The 22,446-nt window shown below is 74.3% G+C and carries 23 protein-coding genes and 1 pseudogene; 17 read left to right on the forward strand and 7 right to left on the reverse strand.

The features are described 5' to 3' along the window. A partial coding sequence (locus ACWCSD_RS22305) for a transcriptional regulator (RefSeq protein ID WP_449917478.1) occupies positions 1-186 on the forward strand: 186 nt, incomplete at its 5' end. A gap of 34 nt (positions 187-220) precedes the next feature. Here the strand turns inward: ACWCSD_RS22305 and ACWCSD_RS22310 are convergent. Beyond that, positions 221-562, reverse strand: coding sequence for a hypothetical protein (locus ACWCSD_RS22310; RefSeq protein WP_397156115.1), 342 nt, complete (start codon positions 560-562; stop codon positions 221-223). Between the two features lie 188 nt (positions 563-750). Between ACWCSD_RS22310 and ACWCSD_RS22315 the strand changes: the two genes are divergently transcribed. From ACWCSD_RS22315 to ACWCSD_RS22325, 3 genes are all read left to right on the forward strand, one after another. Further along, a complete protein-coding gene (locus tag ACWCSD_RS22315; protein WP_397156114.1) occupies positions 751-1,179 on the forward strand; it encodes an ATP-binding protein in 429 nt (142 codons plus the stop codon). A gap of 65 nt (positions 1,180-1,244) precedes the next feature. After that, positions 1,245-1,613, forward strand: a complete 369-nt coding sequence (locus ACWCSD_RS22320; protein ID WP_397156112.1) for a YciI family protein — start codon at positions 1,245-1,247, stop codon at positions 1,611-1,613. Beyond that, entirely contained in the window at positions 1,610-2,824 is a 1,215-nt protein-coding gene (locus tag ACWCSD_RS22325) for an RNA polymerase sigma factor (protein ID WP_449917483.1), read from the forward strand. The genes ACWCSD_RS22320 and ACWCSD_RS22325 overlap by 4 nt, the downstream gene beginning before the upstream one ends. Before the next feature lie 58 nt (positions 2,825-2,882). On the opposite strand, the gene ACWCSD_RS22330 is transcribed toward ACWCSD_RS22325, so the two are convergent. Further along, entirely contained in the window at positions 2,883-3,614 is a 732-nt protein-coding gene (locus tag ACWCSD_RS22330; RefSeq protein WP_449917486.1) for an ankyrin repeat domain-containing protein, read from the reverse strand. 84 nt (positions 3,615-3,698) lie between these two features. On the opposite strand from ACWCSD_RS22330, the gene ACWCSD_RS22335 reads away from it, so the two are divergent. Together ACWCSD_RS22335 and ACWCSD_RS22340 are read left to right on the forward strand one after the other, a co-directional pair. Continuing rightward, positions 3,699-4,253, forward strand: a complete 555-nt coding sequence (locus ACWCSD_RS22335) for a hypothetical protein (RefSeq protein ID WP_449917489.1) — start codon at positions 3,699-3,701, stop codon at positions 4,251-4,253. A 531-nt stretch (positions 4,254-4,784) separates the two neighbouring features. After that, positions 4,785-5,126 carry a histone-like nucleoid-structuring protein Lsr2 gene (locus ACWCSD_RS22340; RefSeq protein WP_352330153.1) on the forward strand — a complete coding sequence of 114 codons (342 nt, stop codon included), beginning with the start codon at positions 4,785-4,787 and terminating at the stop codon, positions 5,124-5,126. A 179-nt stretch (positions 5,127-5,305) separates the two neighbouring features. On the opposite strand, the gene ACWCSD_RS22345 is transcribed toward ACWCSD_RS22340, so the two are convergent. Then, positions 5,306-8,560: a S8 family serine peptidase gene (locus tag ACWCSD_RS22345; protein WP_449917492.1), complete on the reverse strand. Its 3,255-nt coding sequence runs from the start codon at positions 8,558-8,560 to the stop codon at positions 5,306-5,308. Between the two features lie 462 nt (positions 8,561-9,022). Between ACWCSD_RS22345 and ACWCSD_RS22350 the strand changes: the two genes are divergently transcribed. Further along, entirely contained in the window at positions 9,023-11,146 is a 2,124-nt protein-coding gene (locus tag ACWCSD_RS22350) for a SpoIIE family protein phosphatase (RefSeq protein WP_449917494.1), read from the forward strand. Positions 11,147-11,180: 34 nt separating this feature from the next. On the opposite strand, the gene ACWCSD_RS22355 is transcribed toward ACWCSD_RS22350, so the two are convergent. After that, positions 11,181-11,330, reverse strand: a complete 150-nt coding sequence (locus ACWCSD_RS22355) for a hypothetical protein (protein ID WP_397156098.1) — start codon at positions 11,328-11,330, stop codon at positions 11,181-11,183. 76 nt (positions 11,331-11,406) lie between these two features. Between ACWCSD_RS22355 and ACWCSD_RS22360 the strand changes: the two genes are divergently transcribed. The 3 genes from ACWCSD_RS22360 (at position 11,407) to ACWCSD_RS22370 (ending at position 13,746) form a co-directional block, all read left to right on the forward strand. Next, positions 11,407-12,276: a LysR family transcriptional regulator gene (locus ACWCSD_RS22360; RefSeq protein WP_397156096.1), complete on the forward strand. Its 870-nt coding sequence runs from the start codon at positions 11,407-11,409 to the stop codon at positions 12,274-12,276. Between the two features lie 88 nt (positions 12,277-12,364). Then, positions 12,365-13,114 (forward strand): SAM-dependent methyltransferase, encoded by a 750-nt coding sequence (locus tag ACWCSD_RS22365; RefSeq protein WP_397156094.1) that lies wholly within the window; start codon positions 12,365-12,367, stop codon positions 13,112-13,114. Positions 13,115-13,245: 131 nt separating this feature from the next. Further along, positions 13,246-13,746, forward strand: coding sequence for a DUF1772 domain-containing protein (locus ACWCSD_RS22370; protein ID WP_397156092.1), 501 nt, complete (start codon positions 13,246-13,248; stop codon positions 13,744-13,746). Here the strand turns inward: ACWCSD_RS22370 and ACWCSD_RS22375 are convergent. Beyond that, positions 13,724-14,275 carry an AAA family ATPase gene (locus ACWCSD_RS22375; RefSeq protein ID WP_449917498.1) on the reverse strand — a complete coding sequence of 184 codons (552 nt, stop codon included), beginning with the start codon at positions 14,273-14,275 and terminating at the stop codon, positions 13,724-13,726. The two genes, ACWCSD_RS22370 and ACWCSD_RS22375, sit on opposite strands and share 23 nt — an antisense overlap. 172 nt (positions 14,276-14,447) lie before the next feature. Between ACWCSD_RS22375 and ACWCSD_RS22380 the strand changes: the two genes are divergently transcribed. The 7 genes from ACWCSD_RS22380 (at position 14,448) to ACWCSD_RS22410 (ending at position 21,750) form a co-directional block, all read left to right on the forward strand. Further along, positions 14,448-15,245: a hypothetical protein gene (locus ACWCSD_RS22380; protein WP_449917499.1), complete on the forward strand. Its 798-nt coding sequence runs from the start codon at positions 14,448-14,450 to the stop codon at positions 15,243-15,245. After that, on the forward strand, positions 15,245-17,056 hold the full coding sequence (locus ACWCSD_RS22385; RefSeq protein WP_449917502.1) for a peptidoglycan-binding protein: 1,812 nt from the start codon (positions 15,245-15,247) through the stop codon (positions 17,054-17,056). Before ACWCSD_RS22380 ends, ACWCSD_RS22385 begins: the two co-directional genes overlap by 1 nt. Continuing rightward, positions 17,049-17,723 (forward strand): ABC transporter ATP-binding protein, encoded by a 675-nt coding sequence (locus ACWCSD_RS22390; RefSeq protein WP_449917505.1) that lies wholly within the window; start codon positions 17,049-17,051, stop codon positions 17,721-17,723. The genes ACWCSD_RS22385 and ACWCSD_RS22390 overlap by 8 nt, the downstream gene beginning before the upstream one ends. A 2-nt stretch (positions 17,724-17,725) precedes the next feature. Then, positions 17,726-18,901 (forward strand): ABC transporter permease, encoded by a 1,176-nt coding sequence (locus ACWCSD_RS22395; protein ID WP_449917508.1) that lies wholly within the window; start codon positions 17,726-17,728, stop codon positions 18,899-18,901. Between the two features lie 15 nt (positions 18,902-18,916). Beyond that, positions 18,917-19,603, forward strand: coding sequence for a two-component system response regulator CseB (gene cseB / locus ACWCSD_RS22400; protein WP_397156080.1), 687 nt, complete (start codon positions 18,917-18,919; stop codon positions 19,601-19,603). After that, the gene (locus ACWCSD_RS22405) at positions 19,600-20,793 is read left to right on the forward strand and encodes an ATP-binding protein (RefSeq protein WP_449917512.1); all 1,194 of its coding nucleotides are present in this window, start codon (positions 19,600-19,602) and stop codon (positions 20,791-20,793) included. Before cseB ends, ACWCSD_RS22405 begins: the two co-directional genes overlap by 4 nt. Before the next feature lie 93 nt (positions 20,794-20,886). Further along, the gene (locus tag ACWCSD_RS22410; protein ID WP_397156076.1) at positions 20,887-21,750 is read left to right on the forward strand and encodes a D-alanyl-D-alanine carboxypeptidase family protein; all 864 of its coding nucleotides are present in this window, start codon (positions 20,887-20,889) and stop codon (positions 21,748-21,750) included. Positions 21,751-21,766: 16 nt separating this feature from the next. On the opposite strand, the gene ACWCSD_RS22415 is transcribed toward ACWCSD_RS22410, so the two are convergent. Then, positions 21,767-22,042 carry a hypothetical protein gene (locus tag ACWCSD_RS22415; protein WP_397156074.1) on the reverse strand — a complete coding sequence of 92 codons (276 nt, stop codon included), beginning with the start codon at positions 22,040-22,042 and terminating at the stop codon, positions 21,767-21,769. 102 nt (positions 22,043-22,144) lie between these two features. Continuing rightward, positions 22,145-22,446: pseudogene (locus ACWCSD_RS22420) on the reverse strand (MFS transporter); the annotation flags it as partial.

Raw genomic sequence — 22,446 nt, forward strand, 5'->3', positions numbered from 1 at the left:
GTCAGCCGGATCGTCTCCGCCCTGCAGGAGGCCGGTTACGTGCACGTGCGCAAGGGTTACGTCGGCAAGCGCCCCCGCACGTGGCTCTCGCTGACCCAGGAGGGCCGCCGCGCGCTGGCCGGGCACCTCGACGCGCTCCAGGCGATCGCCGAGACGGCCCGCCGGAGCGCCGCCGACCCCACCTGACCCGCCCGCCCGCGGACCCTTGGCGGGAGCCCGGTCAGCCGCCGCCGGTCCCGGCCGGGCCCATGCGGCCGGTGGGCCACGGGGTCTCCGGATGCGCCTGGCGCCAGGTCAGCAACTGGCGGTCCAGCCGCTCCCGGTCGGTGAGGCGCGGCCTGGCCGGCCGCACGCCCGTACGTTCGAGCAGCCCGCTCGCGGCCTCCGCCAGCCGCAGCCGGGCCGGCGCGAACCGGCGCCGCAGCAGGTCGGCGGTCACCGCCGCGGTCAGCACCGAGGCCGGCCACAGCGCGGCCCTGCCCAGCCCGCCGCTTCCCGTGATCTGGCCGCTCCCCTTGCGATGGTCGATGCCCGTGCTCTGGTCGCCGTCGCCATGCCGCATTCGTCAGCCTCCGGGTTCGTCTGGGGACCGTGGGCGTGCCGGAAGTTTCTGCACTTATGGCGCTACCCGGTCCTGCGCCCCTCATGCCGCCGACTTGCGAACGGCGGCGGTACACGTTTGAGTGGCCGCCGACGGGAAAGCTGGAGACTGGCCCGCCACCCCATCCGACCCCGCCACGCGAGACGATCATGACCCTTCAGTTCGAGCTCCAGTGCCCCATCAGCACTGACCTTGCCCTCATCAGGGACCTGATCCGCGTCCACGGCCGCCACTGCGGGCTGCCCGCCGACCGGCTGGAGGACCTGGTGGTGGCGGTCAACGAGGCGGTCACCAACGTGCTGGACCACGGCGGCCGGACGGGCATGGTGACCTCCCGCGGCGGCGCCGACGGCGTAGTCGTCGAGATCCTCGACGTCGCCGGCCGGCTCACCCACGAGCACCTGGCCTCGGCCCGCCTCGACCCGACCGCCTCCCACGGGTACGGCCTGTGGGTCATCCAGCAGCTCTGCGACGAGGTCGTCCTGGAGCAGACCGGGCTCGGCTCGCTGCTGACCCTCGACCTGCGGGCCCGTCGCGGGACCGGCCGCCTGGACGCGCGCCGCGTCGTGCCGGCCTGACCCTTCTCTCTCCGCGAAAAAATCTCGGCGGACGACGTCCGGTTCCGTCGGTCCCGTTCGTCACCATGGTGAGACGCCGTCCGACCGAGGAGCACGAGATGAAGTACATGATGTTCGTCTGCACCGACACCGAGCCCGACACCGACCAGGAGAACCTGCCCGACGTCGAGGCGTGGGTGGCCGACAACGACGCCCGCGGGCGGCGGGTGCGCGGCGCGGTGCTGGCGCCGGAGTCGGCCGCGACCACCGTGCGGGTGCGCCGCGGCGAGCTGGTCCTGTCCGACGGGCCGTTCGCCGAGACCAAAGAGGTGATCGTGGGCTTCGACCTGCTCGAATGCGCCGACCTCGACGAGGCGGTCGAGGTCGCCCGCAGCCACCCGATGGCCAGGCACGGACGGCTGGAGCTGCGGCCGTTCGCCGACTTCGAGCAGTGAGACGGCACCTGGAGGAGGCGGCGGCGGAGGCGTACCCGCGGATCGTCGCCGCCCTCATCCGGGTCACCGGCGACTGGACCCTCGCCGAGGACTGCGCCCAGGAGGCGCTGGCGCTGGCCGTGCGGCGGTGGCCGGAGGAGGGCGTGCCGTCCAACCCGGGCGGCTGGCTCATGACGGTGGCGCGCAACCGCGCGATCGACGCGCTGCGCCGCGTCTCGATCGAGCGCCGCAAGCTGGCCGAGCTGGCGGCGCTGGCCCTGACCGTCCAGGACGGGCCCGGGGACGGGCGGGAGGAGGAGGTCGTGGACGACCGGCTGCGGCTCGTCTTCACGTGCTGCCATCCGGCGCTGGCCCTGGAGTCGCGGGTGGCGCTGACGTTGCGGACGATCTGCGGCGTGCCCACGGCCGACCTCGCCCGCGCCTTCCTGGTCACCGAGTCGGCGATGACCCGGCGGCTGACCAGGGCGAAGCGGAAGATCGCCGAGGCGGGCATCCCGTACCGGGTGCCGCAGGGGGCGGCGCTGGCCGAGCGGCTGCCCGGGGTGCTGGCCGTCCTCTATCTGCTGTTCACGCAGGGGTACGACGCCGGCGGCGAGCCCGCGTTCGCCGAGGAGGCGATCCGGCTGGCGCGGCTGCTGCGGCGGCTCATGCCGGAGCAGGAGGAGGTGACGGCGCTGCTGGCGCTGTTCCTCCTGCAGCACTCCCGCCGGGACGCCCGCCGCGACGCCGCCGGCGACCTGGTGCCCCTCGACCGGCAGGACCGCTCCCGCTGGGACCGGGCCGCGATCGGCGAGGGGCTCGCCCTGCTGGCCGCGGTCGAGGGCGGCGGCCCGTACGGGCTCCAGGCCCGCATCGCCGCCTGCCACGCCACGGCGTCCTCGCTGCCCGGCACCGACTGGTCGCGGATCGCCCGCTGCTACGACGAGCTGGCCCTGCTCCACCCCACGCCCGTGGTGGAGCTGAACCGGGCCGTCGCGCACGGGTACGCCCACGGGCCGCGGGCCGGGCTCGCGTTGCTGGAGCGCTCCCGCGCCGAGCTCGACGGCCATCCGCTGGCCATCGCCGCCGAGGCCGATCTCACCGCCCGCGACGGCGACCCGGCCCGCGCGGCGGCGCTGTTCCGGCGGGCCGCCGCCGTCGCCCACAGCGACCAGGAACGCCGCGCTCTCCTCACCCGCGCCACCGAGACCGCGCGCGACACGGGGGCCTGAGCGGAGACCGGCCAGCGAGGCGCCGGGGCCTGTCGGCGGGTGGCGGCGCGCGCGGGGGTCAGTCGGCGAAGTGGCGGGGGCCCGGGCGGGCGCCGCGTGCCGTGAGCCAGGACGCCAGGTCGTCGGCGCCGGCGCGGCGGGCGGCGTCCAGCGGGGTCAGCTCGTCGTAGCCCACCCAGCCGAGGTCGCCGCCGCGCTCCAGGAGGAACGCCGCCGCCTGCGACTGCCCGCCGTGGCAGGCCGCCCACAACCCCTGCGTCACCTCCGCCCGCGACGGCGTCCCGGCCTCGAACGCCGCCGCGACCCGGTCCATGAGCCCGAGGGCCGCGGCCTCCCACAACCGGGCGGACGCGCCGCGCTCGACGAGGCGGCGGGCGGCGTCCCACTGGGCGAAGGCGCACGCGTCCGACAGCGCCGTGCCGCCGCCGATCACCGCGCCGGTGGCCTCGACGTCGGCCCCGGCGTCCAGCAGGGCGTCGAGCACGGGGACGTCGTCGCAGCTCGCGGCCCACATCAGCGGCGTCTCGGCGTGCGGGCCGGCGAAACGGGCGTCCACCTCGGCCCCGGCCGCCACCAGCTCCCGTACCAGGGCGGGACCGCCCGGCACGTGGCCCGGCCAGTCGGTGAGGACGTGAAGAAGGGTCCGGGACACCCCGCCCGCCTCGCCCAGCCGGACGCGGGCCAGCCCGGGATGCCCGGACAGCAGACGCCGTACGCCGTCGAGATCGCCGAGCCGCACGGCCGCCGCCGCCGACACCGCCAGCGGGTCCGCCGCATCCAGGTAGCGCATGGGCCCATTGTCACGAGCCCCGGCCCGTCCCGCCACGGATCAGCTGGAGGCCGCCCCGGCCGGGCGCGGGCTAGGTTGGGCGGCATGGGCACCGAGCACGCGCACTACGTGATCGTCGACGCGGGCGGCCATCGGGTCTGGTCACGCCGAGGCGGCGCGGGCACCTTCTACGGCGACCTGCTGCGCGGCCCCGACCGGCTGGCCGCCTTCGTGCGCGAGCAGGAGCACGGCCACGCCCTCGGCTGGGGCGACGCGGTGCGCTGGCAGGCCGTGGCCGTGCTGGACGTGTCCCGCCGCCTGCTGCTGGTCCACTGCTCCCTGGAGATCCGCGGGCCCGTGTGGCGCACGTCCGTGCCGGAGATCCGGGAGCGGGCGACGCCCTTCGCGGCGCTGGAGGCCGTCCCCTGGAACGGCGTGCACCTCGACGCCGCCGCCCGCACGCTCGACTGGTGGTCGCTGGACTGCTCGCTGCCCCCGTCGCGGCCGGCCGAGCGCTGGCCCGGCTGGCGGCTGACCTGTCATCAGGACGCCTTCGAGGAGGTGGCCGCGCTCGCCGCCCCCGAGCTCCTGCTCGACCTCGACGGCCCGGACGCCGCCCTCCGCCGCGTCACGGAGTGGTTCGGCCGCCCCGCCCGATAAATCGGTCAGAAACAAAAGGGCGGAAGACGGCCGGGCCCGTCGCATTCGCACTTGCACTTCTACGCCTTGCCCGGAGTTGACGCCATAGAGCCCCGCCGGCGCACAGCTCGCGGGACGCCGGAAAACCGTGTGCCGAAGCCGGGAAGCGACGGCGGCGCGCACGCGGGAGCGGCGCGGACACATTGAAGCACACCTTTGAATTCATCTTCGATAAGATGCGCACCGCCGTGGCCGCCGCCTTCCCGCGGCTACCCCGTCCGCGTGCGCGCGCCGGGCGGCCCCGCGTCCGCCGCGACCGCCCGCCCGCCCCGCGACCTGGAACATGACCCGGGCATTCCCAGGTGAGATACGTAAGGCGGCCGCCGTGACACCCCGGGCACGCGCGGTTCCGGCCGCGTTTGAAATGCGTTTGACAGGCGGTGTGCCCGGCGAGTTCTCCGCGTTCACCGGCGCCGGGCCGAGCTAAGTTGCCCGCACGCTACTGAAGGGCGCTACAGTACGCAACAACCGTATCGAGCATGGAGTGCCACCATGGCTAAGCAGATTCAAGAGATTCTCATCGACGATGTAGACGGTGGGGAGGCTCATGAGACCGTCGTCTTTGCACTCGATGGCAGCAGCTACGAGATTGACCTTCATGAGGAGAAGGCGGACGCGCTGCGGAAAGCACTGGCGCCCTTCATCGTGAAGGCCCGTCCTGTTCGCGTGGATCGCGGTGGGCGCGGGCGCCGGGCGGCCGTCACCGGCAGCCGCGCGTTGAGCCGGGAGAAGTCTTCGGAGATCCGGCAGTGGGCCAAGGCCAACGGCCTGCCCGTCAGCGAGCGTGGCCGCATCGCCGCCTCGGTGGTCGAGAAGTACGAGGCCGCCCACTAGGCCGCTCACCAGGACGACGTCAGGTGCGCGCGGGCCGGCGGGCTCCCATGCTCGGCGAACGCCCTTGGCGGAGACCTCGGAACGACCTGCGACGCACTTGGCGCCGGCCTGTACTGCCTCGGCCGGAAGCCGTGCCGCGGTGGCCGCGGGCGGGTGCGCCGCCCGCGGTCACCGGCGGGTCACTGGACGGTGATCTTGTCCACCTCGACGGTGATCCCCTTGACCTGCGGGGTCGAGGTGGCGGTCGTGATCTTGCCGACCCCCGCGCTGACCCCCTTGACCTTCATCGAGTACGTCAGGCTGCCGCCGGGCGCCCCCGGCGTGCTGGTGACGACCAGATCCTGGGTGGGCGGCCCGGAGATCTGGGCGCCGGCGGTGCCCTCGGCGTTCTCGGCGCCGACCGTCAGGCCGTATCCGGCGGGCGGCGAGCCGGGCAGGTTGCCCGGGTCGTAGGCGTAGCTGACGTCCTCCACGCCGTTGAGCCCGATCCACTGCTGGAAGACCTTCAGGTCGGTGGTGCCGTAGAGGTTCAGCCGCCACTCCACCACCAGCCAGTCGTTGACCCCGTCGGTCAGGATCGTGGCCAGGACGCCCGGCGCGGCGGTGCCGTCCAGGTCGGTCCAGTAGGGAGCGAGCACGCCGTTGGGCCGCGCCGGGTCGGGCAGCGTCTGCGGCGTCGCTGAGACGTCGTCGCCGGTGGCCCCGCCCGCGACGCTGTAGCCGTCGGAGGTGACGCCGAGCCGGGTGTAGCTGCGTCCGGCGAACTGGAAGGCGGGCACGGTGAAGTTGAGCGCCTGCTCGTCGCCGATCGGGGTGGGCGTGACGCCGAAGGCGTCGAGCGGGATGTAGCCGGCCGGTCCGGCGCCGGGCGCGATCGCCGGCCGGGCGGGCTGGGTGGCGGCCAGCGTCGCCTTGGTGGTGGCGACCTGGGTGCCGACCTTGGTCGCGCCCGTGACGCCGTTGAGGCGCAGGCGGGCGTCCAGGGTGCTGAGCGCGGTCACCTCGGCGTCCTCGTACGTGGTGTTGCGCACGGTGACGGTGCAGGTGGACTCGCCGGTGTTCGTGGCGATGGTGTCCGGGGCGCAGGTCTGCTCGACCGGCACCGCGCCCTGCTTGCGGTAGAACGCCACCGGCAGGTGCAGCGCGCGCGAGCCGCCGACCTGCTTGAGGTTGACCTGGCCGAAGTACTGGCCGTCGGGCAGTTCCGGCGCGGTGACGACGATGCTCAACTTGGCGCTCTTGCCGGGCGCGACGGTGAACAGCGGCGGCAGCACGGCGACGGCGGCTCCGCTCACGGTGGTGCCGGAGGCGGTGAAGGTGAGCGACGAGCCGGTGGTGTTGGTGACGGTGCGCTTGGCGGTGATGACGCCGGGCATGGTGGGCGCGTTCACCGAGGGCAGGTTGAGGTCGATCCGGTTGAGCGGGTCGGTGGCCGAGGCGACGAAGCCGGCGGCGTCCTGGTCCAGGGTCAGTCCGGGGTCACCGGCCTTGGTCAGGTCGATGCGCCCGCCGCCCATGTCGAACGGGTCGGCCTGGGTGGTCCTGTCCTGCTTGGTGACCGCGGTCTTCGCCGTGGTCTCCAGGGCCGACTTGACCTGGCCGGGCGTCCAGGTGGGGTGCAGGGCGAAGACCAGCGCCGCCGAGCCGGTGACGTGCGGCGCGGACATCGAGGTGCCGGAGATGACCTGGTAGAGGTTGCCGGGCGGGCCTTCCAGCGGCGACTCGGGGGTCGGCGTCATGCCCGCCATGATGTGCTGGCCGGGCGCGGTGACGTCCGGCTTGAGGAAGTCGCCGCCGGGGCCGCGCGAGGAGAAGTGCGCCATCGCGTCGCCCTGCCAGGTGGACTTGGCGCCCTGCGTGAAGGAGGCGGTGGCGCCGGGGTGGGCGGCCAGGAAGGCCAGCAGGGTGTCGGCCTCGGGCTTGTCCACGTGCACGGACGGCAGCCAGTGGGCGTCGGTGAAGACGTCGAACGGGACGGCGTTGTAGAGGATCATCCCGGCCGCGCCGCCCTGCCTGACGTTGAAGCTCTTCAGCACGCGGTTGGGGGTGCGCTCACAGGCGACGATCTTCCCGGTGAACAGCCCGGGAGGGGCCGGGACGTCGCACGCGGCGCGCGAGTACGGCGGCGCCGAGGCCAGCACGACCGGCAGCGGCGAGGCCAGGCCCGCGGTGATGGACGCGCCCTTGATCGTCGCCGTGGCGCCGCCGCCGGACAGCGTGACCGTGGACTGGAACGTCCTGGACTGCGAGGAGGCGGCCACCGTGGTCACCCAGGGGCCGCGGTGGTCGGTGGTGCCGGCGCCGGGCCCGGAGTTGCCGGCCGAGGCCGAGACCAGCACGCCGGCCGCGTAGGCGTCGAGGAAGGCCAGCTCGACCGGGTCGCTGTAGGGGTCGCTGCCGCCGGAGACCGAGAAGTTGATCACGCGGACGCCGTCCAGGACGGCCCGCGCCACGGCCTGCGCCGAGTCGGAGGGGAAGCAGCCCTGCGCGCCGCACACCTTGTAGACCGACACCTCGGCGGCCGGGGCGATGCCGTGGATCGGGCCGCGGCTGATGCCCAGCGGGTTCGCGTCGGCGACCGGGCCGCCCGCGGAGGTGCTGGCGGTGTGGGTGCCGTGCCCGTTGGAGTCGCGGGCGCTGTCGCCGTAGACCTCGCCGCCGTAGACGGCGTTGTAGGTCTCCATGAACGGCTGGCCGCCGATCAGCTTGTTGTTGCAGGTGAACGGGTCGCTGGCGGGGGTCAGCGGGTTGTCGCCGAAGTTGCACGCGCGCGGCGTGCCGTCCTTGGTGGGCCCTGGGGCGGGCAGGCCGGGGGCGGCGGCGAAGGACGGGTGCTCGGGCCAGGCGCCGGTGTCGAGCACGCCGACGATCACGCCCTTGCCCGCGGAGGAGCTGCCGCCGAGCTTGCCGTAGATGGTGTCGGCGCCGATGAACTCGGGGCTGGAGTCGGTCAGCAGCTGCTGCGGCTTGTCCTCCTGGACGGCGACCGCGCCGGGCAGCCGCAGCACGTCGGCCACCTTGTTGCCCGGGACGCGCAGGGCGATGCCGCCGTAGACGGTCCTGACGCGCTGGCCGACGACGGCTCCGGGGACCTTCTTGGCCAGCTCGCCGAGGAAGGCGTTCTCGACGTCCTGGATGTGGGTGCCGTACTTCCTGGCCTCGGCGCTCCTGGTGTCGAGGGCCTTGCCGGTGACGGCGGGGCTGGTGGCCGGCAGCCCGGCCAGCCCGCCCTGGTAGGCGGCCAGCGAGTCGTAGTCCAGCTTGACCATGACGTTGACCGGCGCGGGCGAGGTGACCTTCAGCAGCGCGGCGTCGCTCTTGGCGAGCTTGCCGGTGGGGGACTTGGCGCCCTCGACCACCTCGGCGCCGGTGAGCGGCACCGACCGCCATTTTCCGGGCGGGGCCGGCGTGGCCCGCGCCACGGCCGGGCTCATGGTCAGCACGACACCGAGCCCGACGGCTAACGATGTCAACCGGCGTAAACGGGATGAGAACGAACGGGACAACACAAAGACCTCCTGGCCGAGGAGCTGCACGAACCCGCCGGACCGGCCGAGGACGTCATGTCACCCCCACGCGCGCATGCCGGAGAGATCGATGACCCTCCCCGGTGGGTGACGAGCTGGACCGCCTCCCCTCCCCGTGGGCGGGGTGGGTTGGCGTCCGAACCGGAGTGTAGACAGCGATCAACTGGCCGAGAACCCCGCCGCTTTGTCACGTTCCGGCCAATTAGCCCCACCAGACGGCCGCCACCCGCAAAGCTCATATTCGTCCCTCCTCTTCGCCAGAATCCGGCAACGGTGAGCATCACCCCCAATACGGATATCTACAGTTGTCCTATGGGCGATCAACGGGACGCGGCGCCGACGTCAGCGCAGGACGGAACGAGGTAGCCCGTGGGCGGCCACGCCGACGAGGGGACCCGGCCGTACACCTCGGCGCTGGACGAGCTGCTCGCCCAGGCCGCCCGTGACACCGGCGCGCACATCGGCGCGGTGTACCTCCTGACGGGCTCCCCGCAGGTCCTGGTGATGGAGTCGGAGATCGGGCTGCCCGCGCAGCTCGTCAAGCCGTGGACCACCGTCAGGCTGGACGGCGGCGCGCCCGTGGCCGCCGCCGTGCGCCAGGGGCGGCTGGTGTGGGTGCCGACCGCGCAGGAGCTGGCCCGCCGCTTCCCGGGCACGGCCCTGGCCTTCCCGTACGCCTTCGCCTCGGCCGCCGCGCCCCTGCACAGCGACTCCCGCATGTGGGGCTCGTGGATCCTGCTCTGGCCGGACGGGCGGCCGGCCGAGCTGAGCGGGCGGGAGCAGGAGGTCATCGCCGCCACGAGCGAGCGCCTGGCGGCCGTCCTGGAGCAGGCCGCCGACAGCGGATGTCCGCTGCGTCCGAGCGGCGAGCCGCGGGTGCTGACCCCGGTGCCGCCGCCGATGCCCGACCCGTACGAGGCCGTGGCCGCGGCCGGCTACCTGGACCGGCTGCGGGACGGCTCCGTCGCGCTCGACCTGGACGGCGTCGTCACCTTCGCCAGCCCCGCCGCCGCCGGCCTGCTCGGCACCACCGTCTCGGAGTTGCTGGGCACGCCGCTGTGGGAGACGGCGACGTGGCTGAAGGACCCGGCCTTCCAGGACCGCTGCCGGGCGGCGGTGGTCGGCCAGCAGGTCGCCTCCTGCTCGGCCCGCCGGCCGGACGGCCACGAGCTGGAGTTCGTCCTGCACCCGGACCCGACGGGCCTGAGCCTGCGCATCACCCCCTCGGGGGCCGACCTGTCCGCGCAGCGGCCCGCGCGCGCCTTCATGCCGGACAACTCGGGGCTGCCGCGGGCCGACGTCTTCTACAACTTCCTGCACATGGCCTCGGCGATGACCCGGGCGCTGAACGTCCGAGAGGTCGTCGATCTCATCGCCGAGCACGTGATGCCGGTGTTCAACGCCCAGGCCATGGCGATCATGAGGGCGGAGAGCGGCCGGATGCGGATCGTCGGCTCCCACGGCTACGTCCCCGAGGTGCTGGAGCGGCTCGACGGCCAGACGCTGGCCGCGCCCAGCCCCGCCGAGCAGGTCGTCCGCACGGGCGAGCCCGCCTTCTACGCCGACCGGGCCGAGCTGAGCCGGGCCTTCCCCGACACCGCCCAGGACGACGGGATGGCCGCCTGGGCCTTCCTGCCGCTGACCGTCTCCGACGACACCTTCGGCGTCTGCCTGCTGGCCTTCGACCACCCGCGGCCGTTCACCGCCGAGCAGTGCGCGACGCTGACCACGCTGGCCGGGCTGATGGGCCAGGCCCTGGACCGCGCGCTGCTCTACGACACCAAGGACCGGCTGGCCCACAGCCTGCAGACCTCGCTGCTGCCCGGCAGCCTGCCCGACATGCCGGGCCTGGAGGTGGCCGCCCGGTACGTGCCCGCGACCCGCGGCGTCGGCATCGGCGGCGACTTCTACGACCTGATCCGCCTCAACGAGACCACCGCCGCCGCCGTCATCGGGGACGTCCAGGGGCACAACATGACGGCCGCGGCGCTCATGGGCCAGGTGCGCACCGCCATCCACGCCCACGCCGCCGTCGGGGCCAGCCCCGGGGACGTGCTCCAGCACACCAACCGGCTGCTCATGGACCTGGACACCGACCTGTTCACCAGCTGCCTGCTCATCTACTTCGACCTGCGCCTGCGCACGCTGCGGGCGGCCAACGCCGGTCATCCCCTGCCGCTGCTGCGCCCGCCCAACATGCCGGCCGAGATCATCGACATCCCGGCGGGCCTGCTGCTCGGCATCGACGCCGACGCCGAGTACGCCACGGTGGAGGTGCCGTTCCCGCCGGGCGCCGTCCTGGCCCTCTACACCGACGGGCTGGTCGAGGCGCCGGGCGTGGACCTGGACGAGGCCATCGGGACGCTGGCGGCATACCTGACCAGCGCCCCGCGCGAGCAGCTCCAGCAGGTCGCCGGGACGCTGCTGGACCACGCCCCGCACACCGACGACATCGCGCTGCTGCTCCTGCGGCACCGGGAGAACGCGGGCTGAGCCCCGCTCAGTGCTCAGTGCTAGTGCTCAGTGCTCAGTGCGAGACGAACGTGCGGTGGTCGGCCAGGGCGAGCGCCCGGACGAAGTCGAGCAACTTGAGCAGCCCCCGCCCGGCGAGCCGGACCGGGGCGGAACGGCGGGAGCAGTAGGCGGCCGACCACAGGGCGGGTACGTGTCGTTCCATGCGGACCAGGATGTCCTGGCGTGCACTGATCGATCCAACACATCGTCTCGCTGGCAGCCATCGTTATCGTAGATGGATGGAACTGCGCCAGCTCCGCCACTTCGTCGCCGTCACCACCCACGGCAGCTTCACCGCCGCCGCGCGGGCCGAGCTGATCGTGCAGTCGGCGCTCAGCACGTCCATCCGCAAGCTCGAACGCGAGCTCGGCGCCGACCTGTTCGAGCGCACCGGACGGCGGCCGGTCCTCACCCCGGCCGGGCACGCCTTCCTGCCGGCCGCGCGGGCGCTGCTGGCCGACGCCGCGGCGGCCGGCGACGCCGTGTCCGCGGTGTCCGGGCTGGCCACCGGCCGGGTGGCGATCGGCACCATCCAGACGCTCACCAGCGTCGACCTGCCGGCCGAGCTGGCCGCCTTCCACCGCCTGCGGCCGGGCATCCAGATCTCGGTGCGCGACGCCCCGGTGGCGGGGCTGCTCGACGCGCTGCTGGCCCGCGAGCTCGACCTGGCCTACCTGGCGCTCGACGGCGCCGAGCTGCCGGCGGGGCTGGCCGTGTTCGACTCCTGGGAGGAGGAGCTGGTGCTGATGACCTCGCCCGACCACCGGCTGGCCGGCGCGGAGCGGGCCCTGCTGTCGGAGCTGACGGAGGAGCCGTTCGTGGACTTCAAGGCCGGCACCGGGCTGGAGACGGCGGTGCGCCGGCTGGCCGCCGGGTGCGGGCTGCACCGGCAGATCACCTGCGAGGTCACCCAGATCCGGCTGCTGGTCGACCTGGTGCGCGCCGGGATCGGGGTAGCGATCGTCCCCCGGCGGGTGGCCGAGCAGGAGGGGCTGCCGACCGTGCGCATCCGCCAGCCCGATCCGGCCAGGACGGTCGTGCTGGCCGGCCGGGCGCCCGTTCCCACGAACCCGGCCGCCGCCGCCCTGCTGGCGCACCTCACCCGGTGACCCGGATCGCACTTGCGAGGCCCGGCCCCGGCCCCGGCGGCGCATAACCGGTTGAACGGGCGGGGCCTTCGTGGTGGGATGGCCCGCTGTGTCAGCGATCCAGGACCTCGTGCGCCCCGACGTCTATCCGCTCTCCTCCAAGTACGACCCGGAATGGGTGCTCGGGCTGGACATGGGCCCCCATCCGCTGTGGCTGCTGGAGGACCTGGCCCGCGACCTCGACCTGCGGCCCGGCATGCGGGTGCTCGACCTGGGCTCGGGCCTGGGCGCGACCTCGGTCTTCCTGGCCCGCGAGTTCGGGGTGGAGGTGGTGGCCGCCGACCTGTGGGTCGCGCCCGAGAAGGCCGCGGCCGTCTTCGCCTCGGCGGGCGTGGCGGACCGCGTCCGGGCCGTACGGGCCGAGGCGCACGCGCTGCCGTTCGAGCAGGAGTCCTTCGACGCCATCGTCAGCGTGGACGCCTTCGAGTACTTCGGCACGGCCGACTCCTATCTGCCCTACCTGGTCCGCTTCCTGCGGCCCGGCGGGCAGCTCGGCGTCGCCACGCCCGGCATGACCCGCGAGGTCCGCGACCTCGGGCACATCCCCGCCCACGTCAAGGCGCTGGTCGGCTGGGAGGCCATCGCCTGGCACACCGCCGCGTGGTGGCGTTTCCAGTGGGAGATCACCGAGCTGGTCACGGTGACGTCCGCGCGCCTGCAGGACGGCGGATGGCACGACTGGCTGCTGTGGGCCCGCGCCCGGCAGGAGACGGCGACGATCGCCATGCTCGAAGCCGACCAGGGGGAATACCTGTCCTTCGCGCTGGTCACCGCGCGCCGGAACCCGCCCGCGCCCTGACCCCGGCGCCCCCTGGAGTCCGGCGTATGGGCGGGAGAGTCTCGGCCATGGCCGCGCTCCCCCGGTGTCGCGTTGACTTGTCCTCGCGCGTCCGGGACGTCGGGCGCGGGAACGAACAGGGGGACACACTGATGTCGGTTCTGCGCACCGTCGTGCTGATCGCGGCGACCATGGCGACCGGGCTCGCGGCGGGCGTCTTCGGGCTCTACTCGCACACCATCATGCGCGGTCTGGGCGCGACCGACGACCGCACGTTCGTCGGGGCGTTCCAGGCCGTCGACCGGGCGATCCTCAACCCGTGGTTCATGCTCAGCTTCGTCGGCGCGCTGGCCTTCACGGGCCTGGCGGCGGCGCTGCACCTCGGCCAGAACGTGCGCGCGGTGCTGCCCTGGATCGTCGTCGCGCTGGTGCTCTACCTGGTCGCCTTCGTGCTCACGGTGGCCGTGAACGTGCCGCTCAACGACGCCATCAAGGCGGCCGGCGACCCGGACCGGATCGCCGACCTGGCCGCGGTGCGCCGCGCGTTCGACGAGGCCAAGTGGGCCGGTTACAACCTCGTCCGGACGATCACCACCACCGGCGCGTTCGCCTCGCTGTGCTGGGCCCTCGTCAAGAGCGGCCGGGTGGGCTGACGGCGCGCTCGACCAGCGCGACGCGGTCGGCCAGCGGCCCGGCGGGCACCTCGACGAGCTCGAACCCGAGGTCGCGGTAGGTCCGCTCGTGCAGGCGCTCGAAGTCCAGCGCCTCCTCGTAGCCGATCCGCCGGGCGGAGGTGGCGCGGACGAACCCCTGGTTGCGCACGAAGAACACCTTCCCGTCGTACGTCCCCCGGTCCACCACCCGCTCGACCTCGCGGGCGAGCAGGCGCGAGGCGGGAAACCCGAGGAAGCGGCTCAGCGCCAGCGTGCAGACCGGCGAGCGGTCGAAGAAGACGGCGGCCCCGCCGACCGCGGGCGCGGCCTCCTGGCGCCGCCGCTGGAGCCTGACCACCTCCTCGACGAAGGCGGGCTCGCGCCAGGGCTCCGCGCGGCCGAGCGCCTGGCCGAGGGCGATGACGTCCGTCGCCGCCTCCTCGACGACGCTGAACCCGTGGACCTCCAGCAGCCGCAGGACGGCCGTCTTCCCGGCACCCGGGGTGCCGGTGAGAACGTGATTCGGCACGGTTCTTCTCCGTTTCCGTGGGGGTTGATGGCGAGCCACGGGCGCCGATACACGGCCGATACACGGCCGAGCGCCCGGTGATACCCGGCCAAGGCCGGGCGGACGGAAAAGGGCTCAAGAGTGGCCGAGGCGTCGCGGAGGGCGGCGCGTCCCCACGGTGAAGGAGCCCTTGATGCGTGTGCTGGTGTGCGGTCTGCTCGGTCTGGCGGTGCTGACCGGCTGCGGAGGGGCTCCGGCGGGACAGGCCGCCCCGGCGTCCGGCGGGGGCGAGGACGGGGCGGACAAGCTCCGCGAGCGGGAGACCGCCATCGCCACCTGCATGAAGCAGAAGGGCTTCGCCTACACGCCCTCGGTCAGCCGCCCGGCGCCGCCCGACGCCGACCCGGCCGACTACGACGCGATGAAGGCCGAGCGGAGCAGGAACGGCTTCGGCGTCTTCTCCGCGATCGTCTACCCCAAGCCTACCGAGACCCGGGCCCCCGACCCCAACCAGGCCACGCTCGACGGGCTCTCCGGCCCCCGGCGGGACGCCTACCAGAAGACCATGAACGAGTGCCGGGTCAGCGCCCTGCGCCAGGTCAACGGCCTGAAGGTCACTTCGCTCGCCGACTACCAGGACCAGATGAGCACCGAGATCGAGAACATCGACAAGGCGCTCGACGGCGATCCGAAGCTGGTGGAGCTGGCCGGGCCGTTCGCGGAGTGCCTGAAGTCCAAGGGCGAGCGGGTGACCTCCGCCCGGCCGCTGGCGCTGAGCGCGCGGGGGTCGATGCTGTGGGGCGAGCAGGCCGACCGGCTCGGCAAGGCGGGCGAGGTCACGGCCGCCGCGGCCCGGCCGTACCTGGCCAAGGAGATCAGGTCGGCGCTGGTCGACCTGGAGTGCGGCAAGGACTTCTACGCGGCCTTCGTCCCGCTGCAACGGCGGCTCACCAACGAGGCGCGGGTGAAGTACGGGTTCCAAGAGCAGTGATGCGCACCCCTCGCGGCAAGTTGCTGCTCGTGCTGGTCGTGGTCCTGGCGGTCGCCGGGACCGGCTGGGGGGTGGGCGCCCGGCTGCGCTCCCCGGCCGACGAGGCGGCGGCGCGCAGGCCGCCCGTGCCGTCGCTGGTCACCGTCGAGGTCGAGCGGCGCAGGCTGGTCGCCACCGTCGTCGTCAGCGGCACGCTGGAGTACGGCTCCCCGCGTGCGGTGTCGCTGGCCGGGGTGGTGGGCGGGATGGTGGGCGGCGGCGAGGCCGTCCAGCGGGCCACCCGTGCCCCCCGGCGGGGGAAGCTCGTGGAGGGCGCGGTGCTCATGGAGGTGAACGGGCGACCGGTGTTCGTCTTCGCGGGCAGGGTGCCGATGCACCGCGGCATCGTCCCCGGCGCCGAGGGGGACGACGTCCGGCAGTTGCAGAAGGCGCTGCGCCGGCTCGGGCACCGCGTGCCGGTGACCGGCGTGTTCGACCAGGCGACCGTCGCGGCGGTGTCGCGCTTCTACGCCCGGCGCGGCTACGAGGCCCAGCAGCCCACCCTGGAGCTGCGGCAGCGGCGCGACGAGCTGGCCCGGTCCGTGCGGACCGCGCGGGAGGTGCTGGCGACCGAGAGCAAGGCCCTCGACCAGGGCATGGACGTGCTCCCGTTGAAGCTCAGGGTGACCGGCGCCCGCCGCGACCTGAAGGAGGCCGAACAGGCGCTGAGGAGCGCGCGGGCCCAGGACCGCACGGCCGGGGACGCGGCCGGGGACGCGGCCGGCGTCGAGGCCGCCGAGAGCGCCGTGCGGGCGGCCGAGGAGCGGCTGCTCGCGGCCGAGCAGGAGCTCGCCCAGGCCAGGGCGACGCCGACCACCGCGCCCACCGCCGCGCCGACCACCGGGCCGAGCACTGGGCCGAGCACTGGGCCGAGCACAGCGCCCACCACCGGGCCCACCACCGGGCCGACCGCGGCGCCCGGCTCCGCCCCCACGGTGGGGCCGCCCGCCGACACCCGCCTGCTCGAACTGCGGGTCGCCAACGCCCGCGCGGACCTGGCCACCGCCCGGTCGGCGCTGGAACGCGCGCGGGCGGAGGCCGGAGCGGCGCGGGCGAAGCGGCTGGCCGGGCTGGAGAAGGCCGTACGGGCGGCGCGGGAGGCCGTGGCCGTCGCCGAGCAGGCGCTGCGGCAGGCCAGGCAGCTCTCCCCCGCCAGGCTGAAGGTGGCCAACGCGCGCAGCGACCTGGCCGCGGCGCGGGCGTTGCTGGCCGAGTTCTCCCGCACCTACGGCACCACCGTGCCGCCCGGCGAGATCGTCTTCCTGCCCAGGCTGCCCGTCCGACTGCACAAGCCGGCCGTCAAGGCGGGCGAGCCGGTGGACAAGGCGGTCGCCACGGTCACCGGCGCCGGCTTCGTGGTGTCCGGCTCGGTGGACGCGGCCGAGGCCGAACGGGTGCAGGCGGGGCTGGCCGCGAGCATCGAGACCGACTCCGGCACGACCGTCCCCGGCACGGTGACCGCCGTCGCGGGACGTGACGCGAAGGGCGCCGTCCCGGTGACGGTCACGCCCGCCTCCGCGAAGGGACTGCGCGCGCTCGCCGGGCAGCCTGTCACGGTCCGCGTGACCATCGGCGCCACCGGCGGGGAGGTGCTCGTGGTCCCGGTCGCGGCGGTCGTCACGGCGGCGGACGGCCGGGCCAGGGTGCAGGTGGAGACCGCGCCCGGTCGGACCGAGGAGGTGCAGGTGCGCACCGGCCTGTCCGCCGACGGGGCCGTGGAGGTGACCGGCGACCTCCGGCCGGGCGAGCGGGTGGTGGTCAACAGTGGCTGAGCCGGTCATCCACCTCCGCGAGCTGACCAAGCAGTTCCCCGGCGATCCGCCCGTCCGCGCGCTGTCGTCGGTCGACCTGCGGGTCGAGCGGGCGGACTACGTGGCGGTCGTCGGCCCGTCGGGGTCGGGGAAGTCCACCCTGCTCAACACCCTGGGCCTGCTCGACCGGCCGACCCGCGGCAGCTACCGGCTCGACGGCATCGAGACCACCACGCTGAGGGAAGGGGCGCGCACCGCCGTCCGCGGGGGCCGGATCGGCTTCGTCTTCCAGTCCTTCCACCTGCTGCCGCACCGCAGCGTCCTGGAGAACGTCATGCTGGCCGAGGTCTACGGCACCGCCCCGCGCGCCGGACGGCGGGACCGCGCCGTGCGGGCCCTCGACCGGGTGCGCCTGTCGCACCGGGTGGACTTCCTGCCCGGCAGGCTGTCCGGCGGCGAGCGGCAGCGCGCCGCCATCGCCCGCGCCCTGCTCGGCGAGCCGTCGCTGCTGCTGTGCGACGAGCCCACCGGCAACCTCGACAGCACGAACACCGGCGCGGTGCTCGACCTGTTCGACGAGCTGCGCGCCCAAGGGATGACCATCGTCGTCATCACCCACGAGACCGAGGTGAGCGACCGGGCCGGACGCCGGGTCCGCATCACCGACGGCGTCCTCACGGAGGAGTAGACGTGCACCCGCGCGACCTGCTGACCGAGGCCGTGGCGGGCCTGCTGGCCCGCCCGGTGCGCTCGGCCCTGACCACGCTGGGCACCGTGCTCGGCATCACCACGCTCGTGGTGACCCTGGGCGTCGCCGCGACGGCCGGCAACCAGATCGTCGGCCGCTTCGACGAGCTGACCGCCACCTCCGTCACGGTCGAGGTCCCGGCGCACCCGTTCCCGCTGGTCGGATGGGCCGACGTGAGCCGGGTGACCCGGCTGCGCGGGGTGGTCGCGGCCGCCGCGCTCGCCGAGTCCGACCGCAGCGCCAACCTCGTCGTCCGCTCCAACGACGTCGTGGACCCGGCCCGCGTCACCGACCAGACGCTGACCGTGGTCTCCAGCAGCCCCGGCCTGCCCGCGGCGGTCAGGGGCAGGATGATCGAGGGCCGCTACTTCGACGCCGGGCACGTCGCCCGGGGTGACCGGGTCGTCGTGCTGGGCCAGCAGGCGGCCCGGCTGCTCGGCGTCACCGGGCTGGACCGGGCTCCGGCCGTGTTCATCGGCACCCGGGCGTACACCGTGATCGGGGTGCTCGGGGATCTCCGGCGGGAGAGGAGCCTGGCGAGCGCGGTCATCCTGCCTCCCACGGCCGGCCGGCCCTACGGCCTGGGCACCGTGACCCGCGTCCTGGTCGACACCGCGCTCGGGGCCGCCGAGCTGATCGCCCGGCAGGCGCCGGCGGCGCTCAGCCCCGGCAACGAGGGCCTGCTCCAGGTCATCTCGCCGCCCAGCCCCACCAGGGCCCGCGACGCGGTGGAGGGCGACGTCAACGCCCTGTTCCTGATCCTCGGGCTGGTCTCGCTGGTCGTCGGCGCGGTCGGCATCGCCAACGTCACACTGGTGACCGTCATGGAACGCGTCGCCGAGATCGGGCTGCGCCGGGCGCTGGGCGCGGCGCGCCGCCACATCGCGGCGCAGTTCCTGCTGGAGTCCACGCTGACCGGGTTGATCGGCGGCGTGCTGGGCGCGTCCGCGGGGATCCTGGTGATCGTCGGGGTCTGCGCGGTCAAGCAGTGGACGCCCGTCCTGGACGTCGGGCAGGCCGTCCTGGCGCCGGTGGCCGGGGCCGTCGTCGGGCTGCTGGCGGGCCTGTATCCGGCCCTGCGCGCCGCCCGGATGGAACCGGTCAATGCACTTCGCTAGGTATGGTGCGATTTCATGACATCCCTGCTGCTCGTCGAGGACGACACCGTGATCCGCACGTCGCTGGGCATGGCCCTGGAACGGTACGGCTACCGGGTGACCACGGCGGCCGACGGGCTCGACGGGCTGGAGGCCGCCCGTACGGGCGATCACGACCTGCTGCTGCTGGACGTGATGCTGCCCGGCCTCGACGGCATCAGCGTGTGCCGCAGCATCAGGGAGACCAGCCAGGTGCCGATCCTGATGATGTCTGCCCGCGGCGACGGGCTGGACATCGTGGCCGGGCTGGAGGGCGGCGCCGACGACTACGTGGTCAAGCCGGTGGACCTGCCGGTGCTGGTGGCCAGGATCCGGTCGCTGCTGCGCCGGGCCACCTTCGCGCGGACGCCGGCCGCCGGGCCCGAGGCAGGGGCGGCCGTGCTGGAGTTCGGGGACCTGAGCGTGGACACCGGCGCGCTGGAGGTGCGCCGCGCCGGCCGGCGCGTCGAGCTGTCGCCGACCGAGCTGCGGCTGCTGCTGGAGTTCGCCGCCCATCCCGGCATCGTGCTGGAACGGGCGACGCTGCTGCGCAACGTGTGGGACTACGGATGGGACGGCGACAGCCGCGTGGTCGACCTGTGCGTGCAGCGGCTGCGCAGGAAGATCGGCGCCGAGCGCGTCGAGACCGTGCGCGGGTTCGGCTACAAGCTGGCCGTGACGTGAATCCGGCCTCGCTGCGCTGGAAGATCGCCGCCCTCGTCACGCTCGCCGCGACCGTCGTCGCCGCCATGGTGGGGCTGCTGGTGCACCGGGCGACCTGGCAGCGGGCGCTCGACCTCGGCCAGGCTCGGGCCGAGGTGGCCCTGGAGGAGTCGCTGGCCGCCGGGACCGCCGAGGACGTGGTGCCCGTCGCCGAGCTCCCCGACGCCCTGGCCGACCGGCTGCGGCCCGGCCGGCGGGTGGTCTGGTACGGGCTCGACCACCGGGACGAGCCGTGGATGTGGGCGGTCCAGCCGTACGGCGACGGCGAGGTGAGGAGCGTGCAGATCGCGATGGGCTCCGAAGTGCTCGGCCTCCAGGCGCTCGACCGGAACATGGCCAAGGCGGGGCTGCTCGCCCTGGCCGGGGTGGTGCCGCTGTCGGTGCTGGCGGCCGAGCTCCCCAACCGGCGGCTGCGGCGGGTCGCGCGCACCGCCCGCAGGATCGCCGGGGGCGACCTGGCGGCCCGGACGGACGCCCGCGGCCGGGACGAGATCGCCCGCATCTCCGCCGCCGTGGACTCGATGGCGGCGAGCCTGCAGCACCGGCTGCTGGCCGAGCAGCGGTTCACCGCCGACGTCGCGCACGACCTGCGCACCCCGCTGATGGGCCTGGTCGCCGTGGTCGAGCTGCTGGACGAGGGCGAGGTCACCGATCTGGTGCGGGACCGGGTCCGGGTGCTGCGGACGCTGGTGGAGGACCTGCTGGAGGTGTCCAGGCTGGACGCCGGGGCCGAGGTCGCCGAGCGGGTGCGCGTGCCGCTGGCCGGGCTGGCCGCGGAGTCGGCGTCCCGGGTGGGGGTCGAGGCGCGGGTGCTGGCCGACGGGGACCCGGTGGCCGAGACCGATCCGCGGCGGCTCGACCGGATCCTGGCCAACCTCGTGCTCAACGCCCATCGGCACGGCGCGGCGCCGGTGGAGATCGCGGTCGGCGACCACGTGATCGAGGTGCGCGACCGGGGGCCGGGGTTCCCGCCGGAGCTGCTGGCCGACGGGCCGCGCCGGTTCCGCACGGGCGCCGCCGAGCGGGGCCGCGGGCACGGCCTGGGGCTGACGATCGCGCTGGGCCAGGCCCGGGTCATCGGCGCCGAGCTGACCCTGGCCAACGCCCCGGACGGCGGCGCGGTCGCCGTCCTCCGCCTCCCGGCGGGTTGATGCCGGGTTTGATGCTGGGCTGATACACGGCTGAGCGCGGATGGATGCGCGGCCACGGCCGTACGGACACGGCGGTCGCGCAACCTGGCCGGTATGCGACGTTCCTTGATGTTTCTGCTGCTGGCGGGTGTTCTGTCGGGCTGTGCCGGGGCTCCCCCGGTCACCGGGGACGCGTCCCTGCCGTGGCCGCAGGAGGGGCAGGCGGCGGTCGAGGTGGCCGACGTGGGCAGCCTGGGCGTCAGCGGCGACCTGCGGCCGGTGCCGATCGCCAGCGTGACGAAGGTGATGACCGCCTACGTGATCCTGCGCCGCCACCCGCTCCGGCCCGGCGACGACGGCCCGCCGATCACCGTGGACCGCACGGCGGCCGAGGAGTCGTTGTCGCGGCTGGAGTCGACCGTCCCGCTCGTCCAGGGCCGGACGGTGCGGCTGCGGCGGCTGCTGGAGCTGATGATGGTGCCCTCGGGCAACAACGTGGCCCGGCTCCTGGCCCGCTGGGACGCCGGCTCCCAGGAGCGTTTCGTGGCCCGGATGAACGCCGCCGCACGACGCCTGGGCATGGCGGACACCACGTACACGGGGGCCAGCGGCAACGAGGACACCACCGTCAGCACCGCCGCCGACCAGCTCAGGCTGGCCAGGGCGGCGATGGGCGACCCGGTGCTGCGGGCGGTGGTGGCCCAGACCGACACGTCCGTCCCGGGGGACGCCCGGCGGCTGCACAACACCAACACGCTGCTGAACAGGCACGGCGTCATCGGCATCAAGACCGGCTCGGGCACGGCCGCGGGCGGCAACCTGATGTGGGCCTCGCGCGTACGGGGCCATCTGGTGCTCGGCGTCATCCTCGGCCAGGCCGCGCACACCGACCCGGCCGCCGCCAAGGCGGCGGCGCTGGAGGCGGGCGGGCGGATGAGCGCGGCGGTCGAGCGGTGGCTGCTCGACCGGTCGCGATGACGTGACCGGGCCGGGATCAGCAGTTCAGGCCGCTGACGATGCCCAGCTGGGGTGTCGGGTTGACGACCGCGCAGCCGTAGGTGCCGGACGGGATGGTGATCGACCCGGCTCCCGAACCCTCCCCGGTGCAGCCGGAACCCAGGATGTGGTAGCCCACGACGCTGCCCAGGTAGGTGCGGGAGCCGCCGGAGCAGACCCACGAGCCCATCGCGTGCGCGGACGACGCGGGCAGGGACGCCCCGGCGAGGACGAGGGCCGAGACGACGGCGAGCCGTCGCACCAGCATGATCATGACGTTCCCTTTCCTCCGAAGGGACGGCGGCAACTCTTCCCTGCCCCGCGACCCGCCGCGCGCCACCCGGGAAGGCTGTCCACTATCGGACGCGATCCCCCGTCAGGGACGGTCCTTCGAGGCCCTGGGCAGAGCGAGCACGGCCACCGCCCCGGCGGTCACCAGGCCGGCGCACGCCCAGAACGCCAGGGCGTACCCGGAGGTCGGCGCGCCGGTGGGGGCCGCGGCCAGGGTGGTCAGCGCGGCCAGCCCGAGGGAGCCGCCGACCTGGCGGGCGGAGTTGAGGATGCCGGAGACCAGCCCCGCCTCGCCGGGGGCGGCGCCGGCCGTGGCCGTCATCGCGATCGGGGCCGAGGTGAGCCCCAGCCCGCCGGTGACGAGCACGCCCGGCAGCACGATCCCGG

The organism is Nonomuraea sp. NPDC001684 (genome assembly GCF_053596515.1).

Excerpts from the sequence above, each read along its gene's own strand:
- ACWCSD_RS22370 (WP_397156092.1), top strand. The coding sequence starts at position 13,246 with ATGTCGGTTCTGCGCACCGTCGTGCTGATCGCGGCGACCATGGCGACC.
- ACWCSD_RS22320 (WP_397156112.1), top strand. The coding sequence starts at position 1,245 with ATGGTGAGACGCCGTCCGACCGAGGAGCACGAGATGAAGTACATGATG.
- ACWCSD_RS22380 (WP_449917499.1), top strand. The coding sequence starts at position 14,448 with ATGCGTGTGCTGGTGTGCGGTCTGCTCGGTCTGGCGGTGCTGACCGGC.
- cseB (WP_397156080.1), top strand. The coding sequence starts at position 18,917 with ATGACATCCCTGCTGCTCGTCGAGGACGACACCGTGATCCGCACGTCG.
- ACWCSD_RS22415 (WP_397156074.1), bottom strand. The coding sequence starts at position 22,042 with ATGATCATGCTGGTGCGACGGCTCGCCGTCGTCTCGGCCCTCGTCCTC.
- ACWCSD_RS22330 (WP_449917486.1), bottom strand. The coding sequence starts at position 3,614 with ATGCGCTACCTGGATGCGGCGGACCCGCTGGCGGTGTCGGCGGCGGCG.
- ACWCSD_RS22360 (WP_397156096.1), top strand. The coding sequence starts at position 11,407 with ATGGAACTGCGCCAGCTCCGCCACTTCGTCGCCGTCACCACCCACGGC.
- ACWCSD_RS22340 (WP_352330153.1), top strand. The coding sequence starts at position 4,785 with ATGGCTAAGCAGATTCAAGAGATTCTCATCGACGATGTAGACGGTGGG.
- ACWCSD_RS22345 (WP_449917492.1), bottom strand. The coding sequence starts at position 8,560 with ATGAGCCCGGCCGTGGCGCGGGCCACGCCGGCCCCGCCCGGAAAATGG.
- ACWCSD_RS22315 (WP_397156114.1), top strand. The coding sequence starts at position 751 with ATGACCCTTCAGTTCGAGCTCCAGTGCCCCATCAGCACTGACCTTGCC.
- ACWCSD_RS22310 (WP_397156115.1), bottom strand. The coding sequence starts at position 562 with ATGCGGCATGGCGACGGCGACCAGAGCACGGGCATCGACCATCGCAAG.
- ACWCSD_RS22335 (WP_449917489.1), top strand. The coding sequence starts at position 3,699 with ATGGGCACCGAGCACGCGCACTACGTGATCGTCGACGCGGGCGGCCAT.
- ACWCSD_RS22355 (WP_397156098.1), bottom strand. The coding sequence starts at position 11,330 with ATGGAACGACACGTACCCGCCCTGTGGTCGGCCGCCTACTGCTCCCGC.
- ACWCSD_RS22385 (WP_449917502.1), top strand. The coding sequence starts at position 15,245 with ATGCGCACCCCTCGCGGCAAGTTGCTGCTCGTGCTGGTCGTGGTCCTG.
- ACWCSD_RS22410 (WP_397156076.1), top strand. The coding sequence starts at position 20,887 with ATGCGACGTTCCTTGATGTTTCTGCTGCTGGCGGGTGTTCTGTCGGGC.